General features: G+C 66.4%; 24 protein-coding genes and 1 tRNA gene. 10 read left to right on the plus strand and 15 right to left on the minus strand.

Annotation, left to right across the window (positions count from 1 at the left end):
• Nucleotides 1–33 precede the first annotated feature (33 nt).
• From AB0I14_RS18660 to AB0I14_RS18670, 3 genes are all read right to left on the minus strand, one after another.
• Nucleotides 34–423, minus strand: a complete 390-nt coding sequence (locus AB0I14_RS18660; protein ID WP_358025460.1) for an intersectin-EH binding protein Ibp1 — start codon at nucleotides 421–423, stop codon at nucleotides 34–36.
• 108 nt (nucleotides 424–531) lie between these two features.
• Nucleotides 532–816, minus strand: a complete 285-nt coding sequence (locus AB0I14_RS18665) for a hypothetical protein (RefSeq protein ID WP_358025462.1) — start codon at nucleotides 814–816, stop codon at nucleotides 532–534.
• 104 nt (nucleotides 817–920) lie between these two features.
• Nucleotides 921–1,304, minus strand: a complete 384-nt coding sequence (locus tag AB0I14_RS18670) for an intersectin-EH binding protein Ibp1 (protein ID WP_358024575.1) — start codon at nucleotides 1,302–1,304, stop codon at nucleotides 921–923.
• Between the two features lie 268 nt (nucleotides 1,305–1,572).
• Here AB0I14_RS18670 and AB0I14_RS18675 point away from each other — a divergent pair, with 268 nt between their 5' ends.
• Together AB0I14_RS18675 and AB0I14_RS18680 are read left to right on the plus strand one after the other, a co-directional pair.
• Nucleotides 1,573–2,481, plus strand: a complete 909-nt coding sequence (locus tag AB0I14_RS18675) for an enoyl-CoA hydratase (RefSeq protein WP_358024578.1) — start codon at nucleotides 1,573–1,575, stop codon at nucleotides 2,479–2,481.
• Nucleotides 2,482–2,492: 11 nt separating this feature from the next.
• Nucleotides 2,493–3,338: an SDR family oxidoreductase gene (locus AB0I14_RS18680; RefSeq protein WP_358024581.1), complete on the plus strand. Its 846-nt coding sequence runs from the start codon at nucleotides 2,493–2,495 to the stop codon at nucleotides 3,336–3,338.
• 4 nt (nucleotides 3,339–3,342) lie between these two features.
• Here the strand turns inward: AB0I14_RS18680 and AB0I14_RS18685 are convergent, their stop codons facing one another.
• Nucleotides 3,343–4,230 carry an NAD(P)-dependent oxidoreductase gene (locus tag AB0I14_RS18685; RefSeq protein ID WP_358024584.1) on the minus strand — a complete coding sequence of 296 codons (888 nt, stop codon included), beginning with the start codon at nucleotides 4,228–4,230 and terminating at the stop codon, nucleotides 3,343–3,345.
• A 41-nt stretch (nucleotides 4,231–4,271) separates the two neighbouring features.
• Here AB0I14_RS18685 and AB0I14_RS18690 point away from each other — a divergent pair, with 41 nt between their 5' ends.
• Complete coding sequence (locus AB0I14_RS18690; protein ID WP_358024587.1) at nucleotides 4,272–4,706, plus strand: YdeI/OmpD-associated family protein; 435 nt, start codon at nucleotides 4,272–4,274, stop codon at nucleotides 4,704–4,706.
• On the opposite strand, the gene AB0I14_RS18695 is transcribed toward AB0I14_RS18690, so the two are convergent.
• From AB0I14_RS18695 to AB0I14_RS18710, 4 genes are read right to left on the minus strand one after another with little or no spacing between them, the layout of a single operon-like run.
• A complete protein-coding gene (locus AB0I14_RS18695) occupies nucleotides 4,684–5,190 on the minus strand; it encodes a (2Fe-2S)-binding protein (RefSeq protein WP_358024590.1) in 507 nt (168 codons plus the stop codon). The two genes, AB0I14_RS18690 and AB0I14_RS18695, sit on opposite strands and share 23 nt — an antisense overlap.
• Nucleotides 5,183–6,070, minus strand: a complete 888-nt coding sequence (locus AB0I14_RS18700; RefSeq protein ID WP_358024592.1) for an FAD binding domain-containing protein — start codon at nucleotides 6,068–6,070, stop codon at nucleotides 5,183–5,185. Before AB0I14_RS18700 ends, AB0I14_RS18695 begins: the two co-directional genes overlap by 8 nt.
• Nucleotides 6,067–6,771, minus strand: coding sequence for an SRPBCC family protein (locus AB0I14_RS18705; protein WP_358024595.1), 705 nt, complete (start codon nucleotides 6,769–6,771; stop codon nucleotides 6,067–6,069). The genes AB0I14_RS18700 and AB0I14_RS18705 overlap by 4 nt, the downstream gene beginning before the upstream one ends.
• A 2-nt stretch (nucleotides 6,772–6,773) precedes the next feature.
• Nucleotides 6,774–9,173: a xanthine dehydrogenase family protein molybdopterin-binding subunit gene (locus tag AB0I14_RS18710; RefSeq protein WP_358024598.1), complete on the minus strand. Its 2,400-nt coding sequence runs from the start codon at nucleotides 9,171–9,173 to the stop codon at nucleotides 6,774–6,776.
• Nucleotides 9,174–9,290: 117 nt separating this feature from the next.
• Here AB0I14_RS18710 and AB0I14_RS18715 point away from each other — a divergent pair, with 117 nt between their 5' ends.
• From AB0I14_RS18715 to AB0I14_RS18725, 3 genes are all read left to right on the plus strand, one after another.
• Nucleotides 9,291–9,956, plus strand: a complete 666-nt coding sequence (locus tag AB0I14_RS18715) for a M15 family metallopeptidase (protein ID WP_358024602.1) — start codon at nucleotides 9,291–9,293, stop codon at nucleotides 9,954–9,956.
• 85 nt (nucleotides 9,957–10,041) lie between these two features.
• The gene (locus AB0I14_RS18720) at nucleotides 10,042–10,743 is read left to right on the plus strand and encodes a cutinase family protein (protein WP_358024605.1); all 702 of its coding nucleotides are present in this window, start codon (nucleotides 10,042–10,044) and stop codon (nucleotides 10,741–10,743) included.
• A gap of 84 nt (nucleotides 10,744–10,827) precedes the next feature.
• Nucleotides 10,828–11,973, plus strand: coding sequence for a 1,4-beta-xylanase (locus AB0I14_RS18725; protein ID WP_358024608.1), 1,146 nt, complete (start codon nucleotides 10,828–10,830; stop codon nucleotides 11,971–11,973).
• Here AB0I14_RS18725 and AB0I14_RS18730 read toward each other — a convergent pair.
• Together AB0I14_RS18730 and AB0I14_RS18735 are read right to left on the minus strand one after the other, a co-directional pair.
• The gene (locus AB0I14_RS18730) at nucleotides 11,957–12,748 is read right to left on the minus strand and encodes an enoyl-CoA hydratase/isomerase family protein (protein ID WP_358024611.1); all 792 of its coding nucleotides are present in this window, start codon (nucleotides 12,746–12,748) and stop codon (nucleotides 11,957–11,959) included. The genes AB0I14_RS18725 and AB0I14_RS18730 overlap by 17 nt on opposite strands.
• Complete coding sequence (locus tag AB0I14_RS18735; RefSeq protein ID WP_358024614.1) at nucleotides 12,745–13,653, minus strand: RNA polymerase sigma-70 factor; 909 nt, start codon at nucleotides 13,651–13,653, stop codon at nucleotides 12,745–12,747. Before AB0I14_RS18735 ends, AB0I14_RS18730 begins: the two co-directional genes overlap by 4 nt.
• A gap of 139 nt (nucleotides 13,654–13,792) precedes the next feature.
• Between AB0I14_RS18735 and AB0I14_RS18740 the strand changes: the two genes are divergently transcribed.
• Nucleotides 13,793–14,155: a DoxX family protein gene (locus tag AB0I14_RS18740; RefSeq protein ID WP_358024616.1), complete on the plus strand. Its 363-nt coding sequence runs from the start codon at nucleotides 13,793–13,795 to the stop codon at nucleotides 14,153–14,155.
• A 4-nt stretch (nucleotides 14,156–14,159) separates the two neighbouring features.
• Here AB0I14_RS18740 and AB0I14_RS18745 read toward each other — a convergent pair whose 3' ends face one another.
• The 3 genes from AB0I14_RS18745 to AB0I14_RS18755 all read right to left on the minus strand — a co-directional run bounded on the left by AB0I14_RS18745 (nucleotide 14,160) and on the right by AB0I14_RS18755 (nucleotide 15,518).
• Nucleotides 14,160–14,558, minus strand: a complete 399-nt coding sequence (locus AB0I14_RS18745) for an HNH endonuclease (RefSeq protein ID WP_358024619.1) — start codon at nucleotides 14,556–14,558, stop codon at nucleotides 14,160–14,162.
• 42 nt (nucleotides 14,559–14,600) lie between these two features.
• A tRNA-Thr gene (locus AB0I14_RS18750) sits at nucleotides 14,601–14,675 on the minus strand.
• Nucleotides 14,676–14,702: 27 nt separating this feature from the next.
• Nucleotides 14,703–15,518 (minus strand): hypothetical protein, encoded by an 816-nt coding sequence (locus AB0I14_RS18755; RefSeq protein WP_358024622.1) that lies wholly within the window; start codon nucleotides 15,516–15,518, stop codon nucleotides 14,703–14,705.
• 96 nt (nucleotides 15,519–15,614) lie between these two features.
• Between AB0I14_RS18755 and AB0I14_RS18760 the strand changes: the two genes are divergently transcribed.
• Both AB0I14_RS18760 and AB0I14_RS18765 read left to right on the plus strand, forming a co-directional pair.
• The gene (locus tag AB0I14_RS18760; protein WP_064884923.1) at nucleotides 15,615–16,334 is read left to right on the plus strand and encodes a response regulator transcription factor; all 720 of its coding nucleotides are present in this window, start codon (nucleotides 15,615–15,617) and stop codon (nucleotides 16,332–16,334) included.
• A gap of 30 nt (nucleotides 16,335–16,364) precedes the next feature.
• Nucleotides 16,365–17,798 (plus strand): HAMP domain-containing sensor histidine kinase, encoded by a 1,434-nt coding sequence (locus AB0I14_RS18765; protein WP_358024625.1) that lies wholly within the window; start codon nucleotides 16,365–16,367, stop codon nucleotides 17,796–17,798.
• Here the strand turns inward: AB0I14_RS18765 and AB0I14_RS18770 are convergent.
• On the minus strand, nucleotides 17,758–18,174 hold the full coding sequence (locus AB0I14_RS18770) for an HIT family protein (protein ID WP_358024628.1): 417 nt from the start codon (nucleotides 18,172–18,174) through the stop codon (nucleotides 17,758–17,760). The genes AB0I14_RS18765 and AB0I14_RS18770 overlap by 41 nt on opposite strands.
• 153 nt (nucleotides 18,175–18,327) lie before the next feature.
• On the opposite strand from AB0I14_RS18770, the gene AB0I14_RS18775 reads away from it, so the two are divergent.
• Nucleotides 18,328–19,296 (plus strand): acyl-ACP desaturase, encoded by a 969-nt coding sequence (locus AB0I14_RS18775; protein ID WP_358024631.1) that lies wholly within the window; start codon nucleotides 18,328–18,330, stop codon nucleotides 19,294–19,296.
• Between the two features lie 21 nt (nucleotides 19,297–19,317).
• Here the strand turns inward: AB0I14_RS18775 and AB0I14_RS18780 are convergent, their stop codons facing one another.
• On the minus strand, nucleotides 19,318–20,145 hold the full coding sequence (locus tag AB0I14_RS18780; protein ID WP_358025464.1) for an SDR family oxidoreductase: 828 nt from the start codon (nucleotides 20,143–20,145) through the stop codon (nucleotides 19,318–19,320).
• Nucleotides 20,146–20,173: the final 28 nt, after the last annotated feature.

Here is a 20,173-nt window from a genome sequence, read left to right on the forward strand (position 1 = left end):
GGCGACCGGGAGTACCCCGGTCGCCCCACGCTGTCAGCCGATGGAACCGTGCACGGTCGGGCTGCTGTCGACGGTCGACTCGGGCACCGGCTGAGGTCCCTCGGCCTGCTGTTCCTCGGCCAGGCCGATGCACTGGCCGGTGTTCGCGCCGGTGCAGGGGATGGAGCCGCCGCCACCGGGCTCGTTCACGGCGGGCAGGTCGGGGTTGCCTGCGATGCTGCTGAAATTACCGGGGGAGTTCGGCACGGTGTGCGGCACACAGACGCCCGTGTAGAGGTCTTCTTCTTCGCCCGTCGGGCAGGCGATCGCCGGGCCGGCAGACGCGGGTACGGAGAATGCGGCGATCGCTGGGGCGGCGGCCACAGCGACTGCAAATCCGCCGGCAAAGATCAGTCGTCGCATCGAGATCGGGAAGGTCGCCATCGTCACGCTTTCTCTAGTTATTCGATTGTTTCGTTGCAGGGATTCTATGGAAGCTGGGAAGGTTCTGCATTGCTTCTACGAGGTAGCTGGGGAACTGCTCCAGAAGTGCTAGGGGCTGGCGCTGATGGTTGAGCGCGGAATGGGTTGTGGCCCTTCGGACTCGTCTTCCTCGGCCAGTCCGATGCATTCCCCGGCATTGTGGCCGGTGCACGGGATGGCTCCGCCGCCGCCGGGCAGGTTTACCGCCGGGATGTCCGGATTTCCGGGGATGCCGCTGAACGGAGACGGTGAATTCGGCACCAGGAACGGGGTGCAGGTGGTCGTGTAGACGTCCTCTTCCTCACCTGAGGTGCAGGTTGCCTGAGCGACGGGCGCACCGAGCAGGAGGAACAGCGCGCAGCCGACGCCGGAAAGCGCGGCGGATACCACGACCGATTTCACCTCAGCAGTCTAGGACTGCTGAGGGTTTACTGTGCGGTGTCTGCGGTCGCGCTGTGTCAGCCGATGGAACCGTGCACGGTCGGGCTGCTGCCGACCGTCGACTGCGGAACCGGCTCCGGTCCCTCGGCCTGCTGCTCTTCGGCCAGGCCGATGCACTCGCCGGAGTTGGCGCCGGTGCAGGGGATGGAGCCGCCACCGTCGGGCGCTTTGACGGCGGGCAGGTCGGGGTTGCCCGCGACGCTGCTGAAGTTGCCGGGGGAGTTCGGCACGATGTCGGGGACGCACACGTTCGTGAACGTGTCCTCGGTTTCCCCGTTGGGGCACGAGGCCAGTGACTGCGACGGTGTCGACAGGACGGCCAGGGTGGGGGCCGCTGCGATGGCTGCGGCGATGCCTGCCGCGACGGCGAAGCGCCGGGTTCTGGACGGGGAGACAGGCATTATCGTGCTTTCTCTTGAGGGCCTGAAAAGGTTTGCTGATTACCCGGCCCCGGCGGTCCGATCACGGTTGTCCGTGACGTCGTCTTACCTTCGGTATTTTACGCCCCACAAGGGGAAATCGCTGTGAGGAGGATTCAGGTACGGCCATGTCGGCCGGTGTGCTGTGAAGCCGCTGCATAGTAGCTGTGATACCGGTGTGAGCCGGGTTACGTGATACACGTAATGTGCAGTTCGTAACTTACTTACCCTGACTAAGAGGTGGTCCGATATGGCCGGTCCCGATGACGCAGCCCGTCAGGTCGAATACGAGACACTCGATGACGGCCGCATCGCCAGGATCTGGCTGAACCGTCCGCATGCGCAGAACGCCCAGTCGCGGACCCTGCTGGTGCAACTCGACGAGGCGTTCGGCCGGGCCGAGGCCGATGACGCGGTCCGGGTGGTGATCCTGGCTGCGCGCGGCAAGAACTTCTCGGCCGGCCATGACCTCGGTTCCGAAGAAGCGTTGGCCGAGCGTCAGCCGGGCCCCACCCAGCATCCGACGTTCCGCTCCCACGGCGCCACCGCCGCCGGCGTCGCTGAGCGAACCTACTTGCAGGAATGGCACTTCTACTTCGAGAACACCCGGCGTTGGCGTGATCTGCGCAAGATCACCATCGCCCAGGTGCAGGGCAACGCGATCTCCGCAGCCCTGATGCTGATCTGGGCCTGCGACCTGATCGTGGCCGCCGATGACGCGAAGTTCAGCGATGTCGTCGGCGTAAGGATGGGGATGCCGGGCGTCGAGTACTACGCCCACCCGTGGGAATTCGGCGCCCGCAAGGCCAAAGAGCTACTGCTGACCGGCGATTCGATCGACGCCGATGAGGCGTACCGGTTGGGCATGGTGTCCAAGGTCTTCGCCCGCGACGAACTCGAAGACAAGACACTGGAATTCGCACGGCGCATCGCCGAGCGACCGACGATGGCGGCCTTGCTGGTCAAGGATTCTGTCAACGCGGCCAGCGACGCGATGGGCTTCACCGAAGCGCTGCGCCATGCATTCCACATTCACGAACTCGGGCACGCGCACTGGGCGTCGGTCAATGAGAACCGCTGGCCGGTCGGTATGCCGCCCGATGTTCCCGACTGGCGGACGTTGGGGGCCCCGAAACCGGCCCGACGCGATACACCATAAGGATGAGTGAAATGGAACTGTCGTTGAAGGATCGCACCTACCTGGTCACCGGTGGCGGTAGCGGCATCGGCAAGGGTGCCGCGGCTGCCATCGTCGCCGCCGGCGGTAACGCATTGTTGGTCGGGCGCAATGCCGACAAGCTGAGTGCGGCTGTTGACGAGTTGAACGCAGGGCTGGGTACCGGTGGCGGATCGGTGCGTTACGAACCTGCCGATGTCACCAACGAGGACGAGGTTCGCCGCGCGGTCGATGCGGCCACTGCCTGGCATGGCCAGCTGCATGGTGTGGTTCACAGTGCCGGTGGGTCGCTCACCATCGGGCCGATCACCCAGATCGACTCCGAACTGTGGCGCCAGACGGTCGACCTGAACGTCAACGGCACGATGTACCTGATCAAGCACGCGGGCCGGGAGATGGTCCGTGGAGGTGGCGGCTCGTTCGTCGGCATCTCATCGATCGCGTCGACAAACACCCACCGGTGGTTCGGCGCGTACGGCGTGAGCAAAGCGGCGTTCGATCATCTGCTCAAGCTGGCCGCCGACGAGCTCGGGCCGTCCTCGGTGCGGTTCAACAGCATCCGTCCCGGCTTGACCCGGACCGAGATGGTCGGCCCTGTCTTCGAACTCCCGGCAGCCCGCGACGACTACGAAGCCTGCACGCCGATGCCGCGGTTCGGTGAGGTCGAGGACATCGCCAACCTGGCGGTATTCCTGCTGAGCGACGCCGCGGGCTGGATCACCGGTCAGTCCATCGGTGTCGACGGTGGGCACAGCCTGCGCCGCGGCCCCGACATCTCGGGAATGCTGGAACCGCTGTACGGCGCCGACGGCCTGCGTGGCGTCGTCGCCGCAGAGTAGGGAGCTAGGCCGGAGGTTTTCCTCCGGCCTCCCACGCGCTCAGCGCGCCCACTGCCGACCAGTCCAGCCGGCCGCCGCCGGTGGCCAGCAGGGTCAGGAAGCGATCGCGCAGCAGGCTCGCAACGGGCAGGGGCACCTGTAGCTCCTCACCGGCACTCAGCGCCAGCTTGACGTCCTTGAGACCGAGTGGGGCGGCGAAACCCGCCGGGCTGAACTCCTCGCGGGCCAGCAACCCGCCGTAGGTGCGGTACACCGGCGCGTCGAACAGCGTCGAGGTCAACAACTCCAGGTACTGCTGTTTGTCCACCCCGGCCTTGCCCACGAGTGCCATTGCCTCACCGAGGGATTCGATCACCGAGGCGATCAGGAAGTTGCCGCTGATCTTGACGAGGTTCGCGGCCTGAGGGTCCTCGCCGAGTACGAAGGTGCGCTGCCCGATCGCATCAAAAATCGGCCACACCGTCGTCACGGCCGCAGGGGCGCCGGCCGCCACGACGAACAGTTTGGCCGCCGCTGCCGCCTCGGGGCGTCCGAACACCGGGGCGGCCACGAAGCCTTGGCCGGCTCCGCCATGTTCATCGGTGAGCCGCTGGGCGAGGGCGACGCTGATGGTCGACGACGACACGTGCACGGCGCCGGCAGCCAGCTCCGCAAGGATGCCGTTGTCCCCGAACGTGACTGCCTCCACCGCGGTGTCGTCGGCCAGCATCGTGATCACCGCGTCGCCGCGGCACGCGTCGGCCACCTCCGCTGCCGGGTGCGCACCCTCGGTGACCAGCGCGGTCACCTTGTCGGGCGATCTGTTGTACACCGTGACCTCGTGTCCGGCCCTGATCAGGTTGGCGGCCATGGCCGCGCCCATGTTGCCCAGTCCGACGAAACCGATCTTCATCCCTCCACTTGTACCGGTTAGGTTGGGTGGCGGGAGGGATCATGAAGTTCTCGACGGAAATGCTCCTGATGGGTAACAACACCGGGATCGAGGTGCCCGCTCACGTGGTGGAGGCGCTGGGGGCAGGAAAGCGCCCAGCAGTCGTGGTCGACGTGAACGGCTACCGGTACCGCTCGACGATCGCGCCGATGGGCGGCAAGTTCCTGATTCCGTTCAGTGCCGAGCGCCGCAACGAGTCCGGTATCGGTGGTGGCGATGCCGTCGATGTGGAACTGACGGTCGACACGGAGCCGCGCACCGTGGAGGTACCCGATGACCTGCGGGCCGCCCTGGCGGGATCAGCGGATACCGCCGCCAAGTGGGAGCGCCTGTCCTACAGCAAGCAGAAAGCACACGTCACGGCGGTTCAGGGAGCCAAGGCCGCTGAGACCCGATCCCGACGCATCGCGAAAGTCATTGCTGAGCTAGAGGTTTGAGCTCGGCGGCATTCTCGGCGTGATCGCAGGCCCGGTGCACGGCGTTGACGATGCCCTGGTAGCCGGTGCACCTGCAGAAGTTGCCCGAGAGCCCCTCCCGGATCTCCTCATCGGTGGGGTCCGGGTTGTCGCGCAGCAACGCGGTGATCGAGGTGACGAATCCCGGGGTGCAGAAGCCGCACTGCAGGCCGTGGCATTCCTTGAGGGCGGACTGCACCGGGGACAGCTCGCCGTCCGGGCCGGCGATGCCCTCGACCGTCGTCACCTCCTGGCCGTCGGTCTGAACCGCGAACACCAGGCACGATCGGACCGCCTGCCCGTCCAGCAGGACCGTGCAGGCGCCGCAGGCCCCGTGCTCACAGCCGAGGTGGGTACCGGTCAGGCCGCAGTTGTCCCGCAGGAAATCGGCCAGCGTCACCCGCGGTTCGACCACGTCCTGGTAGTCACGCCCGTTGACTGAGAGCGCAACCGGCAGTTCATGCATTGAGGGCCTCCTCGGTGGCGTGCGTGATTGCCTGGGTCCAGGCTCGGGACACCATGGCGGCGCCGACCCGCGCCCGGTAGGACGCTGAACCCTGCAGGTCGGAAGGAATGTCGGTGAGTTCGGACATTGCCAGCCGGCCGATCTCCTCGGCGGTGACGCCGCCGATCGGGGTGCCGAGCACCGCAGACTCGGCCGCGGTGGCGCGCAGCGGCGTGGAGCCGAGCCCGAGCAGGCCGATGCCGCAGTGGGTGATCCGGTCGTCCTCGTCGAGTTCGAATCCGATGACGGCGCCGGCAATCGCGAAATCGCCGTGGCGCCGGGCAAATTCGGCGATCCCGAACCCGCTGCGTCCCGATGCCACCGGGAAGCGCACGGCGGTCAGGATCTCGTCGGAGGCCAGCGAGGTTTCCCACAGGCCGGTGAAGAACTCCGTGGCCGGGATCTGGCGGGTGCCGCGCGACGACGTGGCCTCGATGGTCGCGTCGAGCGCCAGTGCGACAGCCGCGTACTCGGCCGCGGGATCGGCATGTGCGATCGCACCGCCCAGGGTGCCGCGGCTGCGGATCTGAAAGTGGCCGATGTGCGGCGTGGCCATGGTCAGCAGCGGGACCGAATCGGCGATCTCGTCGTCCAGGCCGACCATCGCGTGCGGGGTGGCGGCACCGATCCGAACCTCGTTGCCCTGCAATGCGATGTCGTTGAGTTCAGACAGTCGGGAGATGTCGATCAGGTTCTCGAAGTGCGTCAGGCGCATGGCCAGCATCGGCACCAGGCTCTGCCCGCCGGCCAGGATCTTGGCGTCCTCGCCGAACTCTCCGAGCATGGACACCGCCTCGGTGACCGTGGCGGGCCGGTGATACGCGAAGGGGGCGGGTTTCATGACACCAACCGGAGCAGCGCGGCGTGCAGATCCTCGGTGGTAAGACCGCTGCTCGTACGCTTCTTGCCCCCGGCCCGGCCGATGAGGAACCCGAGCACACCCGCGGCCGCGACGGCCCCGATGGCCGGGGCGAAGCGTTTGGCCATCGGCACCGCCATCATCTTGGCCAGGGCCAGCGCGTTGATCGGGGCGGCCTCTTGCGGCGCCTGCGCGGATGTGGCTCCGGCGGAGCCGGTTTCGGTAGCCGACGCTGAAGCCCCACCGAGTAGCTCGGCCTCCAGGCTCTTGGCGAACTGGTCGATCAGGCTGCCCGAGACGTCGGCAAGCACGCCGCGGCCGAATTGGGCGGCCTTGCCGGAGATGGCCAGATCGGTGGTGACCACGACCAAGGTGGCATCACCTTCGTCCTTGAGCTGGGCCGTCACGATGGCCGAGGCCGTGCCGTTGCCGCGGGTCTCCTTGCCGTTGGCCTTGAGCACGACCCGCTGCGCCGTGGCGTCCTTCTCCTGGAATGTGGCATCGCCCTTGTAGGACACCGTGATCGGGCCGACCTTGACCTTGACCGCACCGGTGAAGTCGTCACCGTCCACGCTCAGCAGGGTGGCCCCGGGCAGACAGGGGGCGACTCGTTCGACGTCGGTGAGTACCTCCCAGGTTTTCGCCGCAGGTACCGCGACCCGGAATTCGTTGTTGAGCTCCACGATCAGTGGTCCCTTCCTTGTTTTTCCTGCGAGCGGGGTTCCTGCGCCTGTTCGATGGCTTCGACGATGGCTGCCGGGGTGGCGGGCAATGTGGTCAGGGTGACCCCGAGTGGGGCCAGGGCGTCGTTGACGGCGTTGATCACCGCGGGCGTCGAACCGATGGCGCCACCCTCGCCCGCGCCCTTGTAGCCGCCGACGCCGGGACCAGGGATCTCGACGTGGCCGTACTCGATCACCGGGACCTCGGTGGCAGTGGGCAGCAGGTAGTCGACAAACGTTGAGGACAACGGGTTTCCGGCGTCGTCATAGGACAACTTCTCCAACAGCGCCCCGCCGATACCTTGGACGGTGCCGCCGGCGATCTGCCCCTCGACCACGTTGGGGTTGATCATCGGGCCGACGTCCTCGCTGACGATGTAGCGGGTGAGGGTGACGTGCCCGGTGACGACATCTACCTCGCAGGTGCAGGCGTGGGTCGCGTTCGCCCAGTGGATCGGGGCGGTCGGCGGCGCGGTGTAGCGCGCGGTGGCCTCCAGATTCGCCGACATGCCCGGCGGCAGCATCTGCGGCTCGTAGTGCGCGCGGTAGGCTAGATCGGCGAAGCTCACGCTCTTTTCGGGATCGTTGCGCGCGACAGCCTTCGATCCGCCGAGCTCTATCTCCGACTCCTCGACCTCCAGCCGTGCGGCAGCCATCGCGACCAGCTGGTTGCGCAGGATGGTGCCGGCCTCGTTGACCGCGCCGGCGGTCATCGGGGCGCTGCGGCTGCCCTGGGTCCCCGCGCCGTAGGGCGTCACCGCGGTGTCACCCTGGATGGAAGCGACATCATCGATATCGGCGCCCAGTGCGTCGGCGGTGAGCTGAACGACGGTGGTTTCCAAGCTGTTACCGGTGGACCCGCCGTTGACGTAGACGTTGATCTTGCCGGTCGGCTCCATCCGGATGGTGCAGCCCTCGCTGGCCAGGTGCCCGGTGGCCGCGCCGGTCGGCTCGATGTAGGCCGAGAAGCCCAGCCCGAGGTAGCGGCCCTGGGCCAGCGCCTCGGCCTGCTCCTTGCGGAAGCCCTCGTGGTCGAGGATCTTCACCGCCTGCTCGAAGGTCTCGATCGGGGCGACGTGGTCATAGGGCATGCCATTGGGGTTGAAATAGGGCATCTCGTCGCGACGGAGCAGGTTCTTGCGGCGCAGGTCTACCGGATCCAACCCCATCTTGCGCGCGGCGATGTCGAGAAGTATTTCGCGGGTGAGGGTTTCGTACTGCCATGGCCCGCGGTAGGCGTGCAGGCCCGCGGTGTTGGAGAACACCGTCTTGTAGCTGAAGCTGGCCTTGGGCACCCGGTACGGACCGGGGAAGAACATGCCGATGGCCGCGGTGGTGAGCACTGGGTAAGGGGTGGGGTAGGAGCCGACGTCCTGGACGAAGTCGATGTCGGCGGCCAGGATGCTGCCGTCGTCGTCGAACGCCATCCGCACGTCGCCGTCGACGTGGCGGGACTGACCGGCCGACATCAGGTTCTCGCGACGGTCCTCGATCCACTTCAGCGCTGTGCCTGATCGCGCGTTCGACGTCGCGGTGGCAGCAACCTTGCGGGCGGCCAGCATGATGCACATGTCCTCGCGCATCGGGACGACCTTCTGGCCGAACCCGCCGCCGGTGTCGCGCATGATGACCCGCACGTGCTGAGCCGGGATGCCGAGCAGACGGGCCGCGAACGCCCGCAGCTCGTGCGGGGTCTGGCTGGAGGCCCAGATGGTCAGCTCCCCGGAGGTGGCCGACCATTCGGTGACCATGCCGCGGGTCTCGATGGGCACGGGCACGTGCATCTGCTGGTAGATGTGCGCCTTGGCCACGTGCGCGGCGGAGCCGAAGACCTCCTCGTCGGGCGGCATGCCGGCCATACCCCCGGCATTGTTGTCCGGGAAGGCTTCGTGGACGGTCACCTCGGAGGTCAGTGCCTGGCGGAAGTCGGCGATCGCGGGCAGCGGTTCGTAGTCGACGTCGACCAGATCCACGGCGTCCTCGGCGATGTAGCGGCTCTCGGCGATGACCAGGGCCACCGGATCGCCGACGAACTTCACCTCGCCCTCGGCCAGCGGTGGCCGTGGAGTGTCCGGGATGTCCTTGCCGGCGACGGCATGCCAGGCCTCTTTGACCTCGGGGTTGAGATCGGCGGCGGTCAGCACTGCATGCACGCCGGGCAGCGCCAGGGCCGCGGCAGCGTCGATGGCGCTGAACTTCGCGTGCGCGAATGGACTGCGGACGAAGCAGGCGTGCAGCATGCCGGGCCGCGTGATGTCGTCGACGTACGTACCGCGTCCGGTGAGCAGGCGGGTGTCCTCGACCCGTTCGACTCGTCTGCCGGCATAGCGGGTTGCGACGGTCTCCGGTACGGCTGACGCCATAGGATCGCTCCAATTCCGTCGGTTAGCTTGTGCGCAGAACTTATGCGCATAACCCAGCGGCCGTCGGGGTTCCGACGTCCGCATCAAGAGTGTGATTATCGTACATCGGAAAGCAACATGCCTGAAGAAGAGAGTGTCATTTCCGCAGGAATCCGTCGACTGCTGGCCACGGCGCTGGCGGCCGCCGGCTGCGTGGTTCCGCTGGCCGGGGCGCCGGTGGCGTCAGCCAGGCCGGCTGCCGAGGCCGGGCTGGTCGACGTGCGCTCGGTGGTGCCCGACGCGGTGATCGACCTTCGATATGCGACCACCGACAACTTCGTCGGTCAGCAGCTCTACCCGGCCGGCGCTCCCTGCCTGGTGCACGAGTCGATGGCCCCCGGGCTGGCGGCCGCGGCGGCCGCCCTGCGCCCCGACAAACTGGTCTTCTGGGACTGCTATCGGCCACATGAGGTGCAGGTCAGGATGTTCGAGGTGGTGTCGAATCCCAACTGGGTGGCCCGGCCGAGCGCCTACGCCCGCAGTCACGAGGCCGGCCGCTCGGTCGACGTGACCATCGCCAGCGGGGGATCGCTGGTCGACATGGGCACCGGCTTCGACGACTTCACGCCGCGCAGCCTGGCTTACGCCACCGACGGGGTGAGTCCCGCGGCCCAGGCCAACCGGGCGAGGCTGCGCGCGGCCATGAAAGCCGGCGGGCTGACCGTGTACTCGGGGGAGTGGTGGCATTTCGACGGTCCGGGCGCAGCCGACCCACGGCCCTACCTGGACGTACCGCTGGGATAGGTCCAGGACCCTGTTCTCCGGGTTTGGAATGTGCCAGCATGGGGAACCGTAACGTTCGTCACGATCCGGCAGGCGTGGAGTCGAAATGAACGTATTCAAATTGATTCAAGGCGCGGCGCTGATCGCCGCCTGCGCCGTCCCGATCGCACCCATGCCCGCAGCGTCGGCGCAGCCGTGCCCCGATGTCGAGGTGGTGTTCGCCCGCGGCACCTACGAGCCGCCGGGCGTCGGCGGCCCGGGGCAGACGTTCGTCGATGCGCTGCGTGCGCGTGCCGGGCAACGCTCGGTCGAGGTGTATCCGGTGAACTACCAAGCCAGCGGGAACTTCGGTGACCGGATCGAATTCGCCAGGACGGTCGTCGACGGAATCCGGGATGCGACCGACCACATCCAGGCCACGGCCAGGGACTGCCCCAACACCAAGGTCGTTCTGGGCGGATATTCCCAGGGCGCCGTGGTAGCCGGCTACACCACTGCGGCCACCATTCCCGACGGTATCCCGCCCGAATACAAGCAGTTGATCCCCCAACCCATGCCTCCCGCCGTGTCCGACCATGTGGCCTCGGTGGTGCTGCTGGGCACGCCGTCCGACGAGTTCATGCGCGATATCGGCGCGCCGGCGATGGTGATCGGCCAGCGGTACAAGGACAAGACCATCGAGTTGTGCGAGCCGGGTGACACCATCTGCGATGGAACAGCGGCCGGGGTCCCCAACTTCGCGCACAGTGCCTACCTGCTCAACGGGATGCCCGGGCAGGCCGCGGATTTCACGGTGGGCCGGCTCTGACCGTTGATAACAATATGAAACCTCAATGGTTGCAATGTGATACGTGAGGCCGGAGTATTTGCTGAGCACCACTATGTTCACTAGGTGCACCGTCGAACGGCCCTCAAGATCCCGCTGGTAATGGCAGCAGCGGCCGCTCTTCCTCAGGCATTGGCCCCTCTGTCTGTGATCCCGCGGGCGACCGCCGCACCAGGCCAATGGCCGGTTGAGAGAGCCAACGCGTGGTATCAGGCGCAGGGCTGGTTGGTCGGCACCAACTTCATCACCTCGAACGCGATCAACCAGATCGAGATGTTTGCCCCCGGCACCTACGACGCGCGGCGCGTCGACAGTGAATTGGGAGCGTGCCGCCTACTCGGGTTCAACACCGTGCGGGTGTTCCTGCACGATCTGCTGTGGGCGCAGGACCGCGCCGGATTCCAAAGCAGGCTGGCACAATTCGTCGGGATCGCGGCGCGCCAAGGCATCAAGCCGTTGTTCGTGTTCTTCGACTCCTGTTGGGATCCGCACCCCCAGGTCGGTGCGCAGCGGGCACCGACGCCCGGTGTGCACAACTCGGGCTGGGTGCAGAGCCCCGGGGCGCAACGCATCGACGACCCTCGCTACCGCCCCGTGCTGCGCGACTATGTGGTCGGGGTGATGAGCCAGTTCCGCAACGACAACCGAGTCCTGGGCTGGGACCTGTGGAACGAGCCGGACAACCCGGCCAAGCAATACCGCAAGGTGGAACGTAAGGACAAGATCGACGCGGTCGGGGGACTGCTGCCCCAGGTTTTCGCCTGGGCGCGTTCGGTCGATGCCGTGCAGCCGTTGACCAGTGGCGTGTGGCAGGGCAGCTGGGACCGCGGAAGCCGCAGCGACATGGACAGCTTCCAACTCGACAACTCCGACGTCATCTCCTTCCATTCGTACGCCGGCCCTGCCGAATTCGAGGCTCGCATCGCCGAACTCGCTCCGCTGGGCCGACCGATCCTGTGCACCGAGTACCTGGCCCGAGACCAGGGCAGCACCGTCGAAGGTGTGCTTCCGGTTGCCAAGCGGCACAACGTCGGTGCCTACAGCTGGGGCCTGGTGGCCGGCAAAACTCAGACGTACTTTCCGTGGGATTCGTGGGACAAGCCCTACACGAAGGTGCCGAACGTGTGGTTCAGCGATCTGCTGCAGCCCGACGGACGGCCCTACAAAGACAGCGAGTACCAGGCGTTTCGGAAGCTCACGACCCGGGTCTGACCGGCAACGCATTCTTGAACTCGTCCGAGGCGAGGCATCGAGCCTGCGCAGCGACAGCCATTCGCAAGCCAGCGGCGGGGCCCAGCCGCCAACCGGCATCGATGGCGGCCCGCGCGCCGCGGACGGCCGCCGGCGGTTGGGCGGCCAATTGCCCGGCGAATTCGGCTACTGCAGAACCGAGTTGGTCATCAGGCACGACGCGGTTGGCCAGTCCGATGCGCAATGCCTCGGCGGCGTCGATGATCTGGCCGAGGAGGATCAATTCCCGTGCTCGGCCTTCACCGATGAGACGCGGCAGCCGGAAGGTGGCACCCATGTCCGGCAGCAGGCCGTAACGGGTCTCGGTGAGGCCGACGCGTGCATCCTCGGCGAAAACCCGGAAGTCGCAGGCCAGGGCGAGTTGGAGGCCCGCACCGTAGGCGTGACCGTGGACGGCGGCGACGCTGGGGCACGGCAGTTTCGGGATGAACTCGAAGACACCCGCCACGTCGAGGCCCAATTCGATGGTCGCGTCGTCTTCGGGGTTTCGGTCGACGAACCGGGCCAGCGTGCCCGTCATCGCCTCCGCCAGATCGAGCCCCGCCGAGAACGACCGGCCCGTACCGGCCACCACCAGGCAGCGGAGCGTGTCGTCATCGGCCAATTGCGCGCCGAGATGGCCGAGTTCGGTTCGCATTTGGGGATTCAGTGCGTTGAGCTTGGCGGGACGATTCAGCGTGAGGGTGCCGACGTGTGCTCGGCGGTCGTAACGGATCGTCTCGTACACAGTGCTCATCTGAGGCTCCGGCGGGCCAGTGGGGACAGCGGATACCCGAGGTGATGCAGCTTGTCGGGGTTGATCACCGAACGCACGGTGCATACGCATCCACCTTCGACGTCGACGGTGAGAACGTTGATCAGCCCGCCGTCTGGGTCGAAAGTCATCAGCCCGGGTTGGCCGTTGACCTGTGAGCGCCGGAACCGGGCACCGATGCGGCGATAGGCGTCGATGATGCCTGCGAGTACCCGATGCACCCGGTCGCGTCCGAATACCGGTCGTGCCAGGCCCCTTCCCGTTCCGCCGCCGTCGCCATAGAAGGCCACATCGGCTGCCAGTAGCTGTTCGAGGTTCACGAGATCGCCGTGCTCGGCCGCCTCGAAGAACCGGTCGGCCAACTCGGCCTGGTGGGTCGTGTCAGCCTCGAATCGGCGCCGCCCGGCGTCGAGATGCCGCCGCGCCCGGTTGAGCAACTGACGGCAGTTGGCAGGCTCCTTGTCGACAATCCGTGCGATGTCGTCGTATTCGTACGCGAAAACCTCGCGCAGCAGGAACACTGCCCGCTCCACCGGTGAAAGTTTCTCCAACAACACCAGAAACGCCATCGACAACGAATCCGACATCACGGCCAGCTCCGCACCGTCTGGCTCCTCGGATGTCAGGAGCGGTTCCGGAAGCCAAGGGCCGAAATAGCTTTCGCGTTGCACCCGGGCCGAACGCAGGTGGTCGATGGCCAGCCGAGTGGTGATCGTCGTCAACAACGAACGCGGGGACTCCGCCTCGTGGCCTCGCGCCAGATAGTCGAAATACCGCAGATACGCCGCCTGCACGACGTCTTCGGCATCGGTGACACTGCCCAGCATCCGGTAGGCGATCGAGAACAGCAGTGGGCGTAGGTCAACGGCCTCATCGGGGTCTTCCATGGCACCTCCCTGGAAGGTGGTTTGCCTGTCACTCCCTCAGACGATCGGGCGCGGACATTTGTGACATCGGGCGAGGTGTCACAACCGAAGCCGGTCGTTCGTCTTGAGGTCTACACACGCAAAACGAAGGGATATGACCATGAACATCGCACTATGGGCTGCTCAATTGACCTTGGCCGCACTATTCGCCGTCTCCGGCACCGCCAAACTCACGATGGCACGGCAGCGGCTGCTGGATACCGGCCAGACCGGGGTGGCGATGTTTCCCATGCCGGTCGTCCGCTTCACTGCGGCCATGGAACTGCTCGCGGTGATCGGACTGATCGCCCCGGGGATCACCGGAATCGGTGAGGTGCTGACACCGTTGGCGGCCGCCGGATTGTGCATGGTGATGATTGGTGCGGCTTGGGCGCACAGCCGGTTACACGAACCGCGGAGCGTGCTGGTCAACACCGTCCTGTTCGCGTTGGCGGCGTTCGTCATGATCGGCCGGTTGGTCTGAATCCTTAATACGACTGCCCGTCGGCGTAGCGCTGTCGGCGGAAATGGCGGCCATTGCCGCGGTTCCGGCTCTTGGGCAGTTGGGAGTCGCAGTTCGGGCAGACGAGCCTCAGATTCTCGCGCCGATTGTTCGTCGGGTTCCCGTCGATGTGGTCCATGACCAACGTCAGCGGGAGGTTCTGCCACACGCTGGCGGCACCGCAGATAGCACAACAGCTCGACTGAGCTTGGGTCAGGTAGAGCCGGATGTAATGCCTGTGGAGAGAGGTGATGGACGCCTCGCCAGATTCGAGCCAGCGTTCCGTGCTGGCTTTTCGACGGGCTGATCCCTGACACGCGTTACTGCAGTAGACCTTCTGACTGCGCTTCTCCAGTGGTGCACCACAGCTGCGACAGAGCCTCATGTGAGGAAGTTACTGACCTACACCGACAACAATCGGTGCGCGTGGAGCCCCCTATCGGGATTGAACCGATGACATTCCGCTTACAAGGCGAACGCTCTACCACTGAGCTAAGGAGGCGGGTGGAACGCGCCCTAGCTTAACGGGTCAGTTCTCGGCGTCGATAACTCGCTGCGAGCTGACCGGCTTCGGGGCGGTCCGCCGGGAGGAGCGACGGGGCAGTGGGATGCGGTCGGCGATGTTGCTCAGTGGGTTGACCACCTGGCTCAAGGTGATGACCGCTTCGTGCAGCGCGTCGATCGTGGGTGCGAGTGCTTCGAGCCCGGGCGCCAATCGGTTGAGGGTGTCGGCCACGTCGGCGAGCTTGAGCAGTGGGCCGTCGGGATCGGTCAGGGTATCCAGCAGGCCGCCCTCGGCCAGCAGGCGATCTGCCACGCCGTCTTCACGCAACACCCGCTCGAACAGGCCGTCATTGGCCAGCAGTTGATCGGCCAGCCCGCCTGGGGCAATCACCCGGGACACGGCGCCATCGGCGGTGGTCAACCGGTCCAGCAGGCCACCCTCCGTGGTGACCTGATCCACCAGACCGCCGGGGGCCACCGCCCGGGCCACGGCGCCGTTGTCTGCGGTCAACCGGTCCATCAGGCCGCCCTCGGCAGTCAGCTGGTCGATGATCCCGCCCGGTCGCAGCAAACGGTTGATCGGGCCTTCGGGCGCCAGCGCCCGACCGAGCGGCGCGTCGTCGTCCAGCAGTCGCGCCAGGCGGTTCGCCCGCTCCACCGCATCATCGATGCCGAACAGCGAGGCCATCGATGACCTGCCGTTGAGCGGGTTCGCGTCGCCGATGCCGCGCTGCACCGCGTTGAGGGTCTCGTTGGCGATGCCGAGACCGGCATCGGCCACTGCCAGCCCGATTCGCACGGGCGCAGTAGCAACCTGGACCAGCGTCTTGCCAAGGTTCATGGGCGTCAGTGTAGTTACCCCGATCACAGTTAAACTCACAGGAAGTGCACAGCGTGCATGCAGGTTGAGTTCAACAGGTACTACCAACATCAGGGAATGGCCATGCCTGCATTACCTGAGAGCGTCCCGGAGGCCCGGGTCCTCGTCGTCGACGACGAGGCCAACATCGTGGAGCTGCTGTCCGTCAGCCTGAAGTTCCAGGGTTTCGAGGTCTACACCGCGTCCAACGGCGCCGCCGCGCTGGACAAGGCCAGGGAAGTTCGGCCCGACGCCGTGATCCTGGACGTGATGATGCCCGGCATGGACGGCTTCGGGCTGCTGCGCCGGCTGCGTGCCGACGGTATCGACGCGCCTGCGCTGTTCCTGACTGCGCGCGACAGCCTGCAGGACAAGATCGCCGGCCTGACGCTGGGCGGCGACGACTACGTCACCAAGCCGTTCAGCCTCGAAGAGGTGGTGGCCAGGCTGCGGGTGATCCTGCGCCGGTCCGGCCGGGGCGTCGAGGAACCCCGCAGCGCCAAGCTGTCCTTCGCCGACATCGAACTCGACGAGGACACGCACGAGGTCTGGAAGGCCGGCGAGCCGGTTTCGCTGTCGCCCACCGAGTTCACCCTGCTGCGTTACTTCATCATCAATGCGGGCACGGTGTTGTCGAAGCCCAAGATCCTCGACCACGTGTGGCGCTACGACTTCGGTGGTGACGTCAACGTCGTCGAGTCCTACGTGTCCTACCTCCGCCGCAAGATCGATACGGGTGACAAGCGTCTGCTGCACACCCTGCGCGGCGTCGGTTACGTTTTGCGCGAGCCACGCTGACGGTGAGTCCGTCGGCGGCATACTTTTGGGGTGTTTGACCGGGTAGAGCGGCACGGTGTGCCGCTGCGCGTCGGGTTGGTGGCAGTCGCGCTGGTTCTCGTGGCCTGCGGCCTGCTTGCGTCCGGCGTCGCGGTGACCTCGATCATGCGGCACACCGAGGTCAGCCGCATCGATCAGACGCTGCTCGATGCGGCGGGAAGCTGGGCCCAGGAGCCGCGTCAACTGCCGTCGACCCCACTGGAAGGGCCGAATCCGGCCCGCCCGCCGTCGAACTTCTATGTCCGCGGTGTCGACCAGGACGGTAGGACCTGGATCGCGGTCAACGACCGCGAGGCGGAACCCGAGCTGCCGGATGACAACAACGTCGGTCCGGCGCCGGTGACCGTCGAGTCCGTCGGGTCTTCCGACGTGCAGTGGCGGGCCATGACTGTGCAGGGTCCGAACGGCGAGCTCACCACCGTCGCGATCGACCTGTCTGACGTCCAGTCGTCGGTACGTGCGTTGATCTGGTCGCAGGTGGGTATCGGCACGGTCGTGCTGGTGGTTCTCGGTGTCGTCGGCTACGCCGTCGTGCACCGCAGCCTGCGTCCGCTCGTCGAGGTGGAACGCACTGCCGCAGCCATCGCGGCCGGACAGTTGGATCGCCGTGTCCCCGAACGTGATGCGCGGACCGAGGTGGGACGGTTGTCCTTGGCGCTCAACGGCATGCTCGCGCAGATCCAGCGGGCGGTGGCGTCTTCGGACGCCTCGGCCGAGCAGGCGCGGACCTCCGAGGAACGGATGCGCCGCTTCATCACCGATGCCAGCCACGAGTTGCGGACCCCGCTGACGACGATCCGAGGATTCGCCGAGTTGTACCGCCAGGGCGCCGCGCGCGATGTCGAGATGATCATGGGCCGGATCGAGAGCGAATCCCGGCGGATGGGCCTGCTGGTCGAGGACCTGCTGCTACTGGCTCGGCTGGATGCGCAGCGGCCACTCGACCGGCATCGGGTAGACCTGTTGACCCTGGCCACCGATGCCGTGCACGACACGCAGTCGATCGCCCCGAACCGCCGGGTGCGCATGGAGGTGTTCGACGGCCCGGGAACCCCGGAGGTGCTGGGTGACGAGGCCCGGTTGCGGCAGGTGCTGAGCAACCTCGTCGCCAACGCAGTGCAGCACACCCCGGAAACCGCCGGGATCACGGTGCGCGTCGGCACCGACGGCGACGACGCCGTCATCGAGGTGTGTGACGAAGGTCCCGGCATGAGTACCGACGATGCGCGACGCGTGTTCGAACGCTTCTACCGCGCTGATACTTCACGCACCCGCGCGAGCGGCGGCACCGGGCTTGGCCTGTCGATCGTGCATTCCCTGGTGCTGGCCCACGGCGGCACGGTCAAGGTCACCACCGCGCCCGGTCAGGGCTGCCGGTTCACCGTCAGCTTGCCGAGGATTGCAGATCTGCCAGCGCGGCTTTGATCTTGGTCTGCGCCGCATCGAGGGATTCGGCCGACGGATTGTTGTCGACGTGGGCGAAGCCGAAGTCGGCCAGGTTGTAGGCCGGGAACACGTGCACATGCAGGTGCGGCACCTCAAGACCAGCGATGATCACCCCGGCGCGTTGCGCACCGAACGCCTGGCACACGGCCTTGCCGATCAGCTGTGAGACTTCCATCACCCGGCCGAACACCGCGGGCTCGACGTCCTGCCAGTTGTCGATCTCAGCCCGGGGAACCACCAGCGTGTGCCCTTGCGTCATCGGCGCGATGGTCAGGAACGCGACGATGTCATCGTCCTGGTAGACGAACCGCCCGGGCAGTTCTCCGTTGATGATCTTCGTGAAGACGGACGCCATGGTGAGAAGCATAGTGAGCGCCCGAGTTGCGCCGGCGAAGAGTTTGGCGCTGCCCGCGGAATCGCCGTTCCGGCCGATCGTGCTCTATCTTTGCTGAGCGGGTGGGGAATTTTAGCTGGTCCGATGTGGCCGCACATGATTTTGAGGGGATTCATGCAAAAGGAGCTCACAGATACCGTTTTGCAGGCTGAACTCGAGCAGATAGCCGAGGAAAACCTCAACCGGCACCTGGCCACGACCAAGGACTGGTATCCGCACGACTACATCCCGTGGGACTCGGGCCGCAACTTCGGCGCGAGCGGGGGCCAGGACTGGGACCTCGAGCATTCGCAGCTCAGCGATGTGGCCCGGGCGGCGATGATCACCAACCTGCTCACCGAGGACAACCTGCCGTCGTACCACCGCGAGGCCGCCGGGAGTTTCTCCCAGGACGGGCCATGGGGCGCCTGGGTGAATCGCTGGACCGCCGAGGAGAACCGGCACGGCATCGCGATTCGGGACTATCTGGTTGTCACCCGCGGCGTCGATCTCGTCGCGCTGGAGCAGGCCCGCATGGAGCACGTGACCAACGGCTTCACGTCGACCGACGAAGAGCGGGCCATGCACGATTCCGAATTCCTGATGTCGATGGCCTACGTGACCTTCCAGGAGTTGGCCACCCGGGTCAGCCACCGCAACACCGGCAAGGTCTGCAACGATCCGATCGCCGACCGGCTCCTGCAGCGCATCGCCGCGGACGAGAACCTGCACATGATCTTCTATCGGAATATGTGCGAGGCCGCCCTGGAACTCTCGCCCGACCAGGCCCTGGATGCCGTCGGCGCAGTCGTCGAGAACTTCCGGATGCCGGGACAGGGGATGCCGGACTTCCGCCGCAACGGTGTGCTGATGGCCAAGCACGGGATCTACGATCTGCGCCAGCACCTCGAAGAAGTGGTCATGCCGAACCTGCGCAAGTGGCGGATCTTCGAGCGCAACGATTTCAGTGCCGCAGGCGAGGCTCGTCGCGATCAGTTGGCGGCTTTCCTCGAGGACCTGGAGACCAAGGTGGTCAAGTTCGAGGAGCAGCGTGACCGCCTGCTGGCCCGCGAGGCCGCCAAGCTCGAGCGCGCAGCGTCCTGAACCCCGCCGTGCCGGCGCGGGCTACGTCCCGGAGATGGACTCGTGCAGTTCCTCGACGGTCCACGGCGGCGCACTGTGGTGGTCCCGGTACCCGATGAAACCCGGTGCGGGACGGACGAATTCGCCGATGAACCCGCCTGCGGCGATGAAGGTGCGGCCCGTTACGTCCCGTGCGGCATCGCTGACCAGGTAGGCGTAGGTCGGTGCGACGTATTCCGGTGGCGCGGCGTCCAGCGCGCCCTGCATGCTGACGTCGTCGAGCAGGCCCCGTCGGTTGAGATCGGCGATGTGCTGCTCGTAGTCCGAGCCGGTGGACAGCCGGGTGCGGGCGCCCGGGCACACCACGTTGGCCCGCACGCCGTGTTCCTTGAGTTCGGCGGCAATCGACAGGGTCAGCGCGTTGACCGCGCCCTTGCCCGCCGGATAGCCGCTGCCGCCGTAATCGCCCAGGAACGCAAAGGAACTGGTGTTGACGATGGCGCCGCCCCCTTGAGCCACCATTTTCGGCGCCACCGCGCGGCAGGTTTCGAACACGGTGCCCAGGTGCGCGTCGAGCAGGTTCCGGAACTCGGCACTGGTCACGTTCAAGATCGAGGACCCCGCTGGTTCGGCGGTGCCGGCACAGTTGACCAGGATGTCGACGCGACCGAACTCGGACGCACAGGTGTCGACCAGCGCGTCGGCCACCTCCGGGTCGGCGGGTGAACCGGCATGGGCGACACCGGAAATCTTTTGTGCAGCAGCACGTGCCGCTTCGGCATCGCGGCCGTTGACCACGACGCCCGCACCCTGGGCGGCCAGCAGTTCGGCGACCGCCAGGCCGATGCCGCGGGTGCCACCGACCACGATCGCGCCGCGGCCGGCGAGCACTCCGCCG

The sequence above is a fragment of the Mycobacterium sp. NPDC050441 genome (genome assembly GCF_040655355.1).
Classification (GTDB): Bacteria; Actinomycetota; Actinomycetes; order Mycobacteriales; family Mycobacteriaceae; genus Mycobacterium.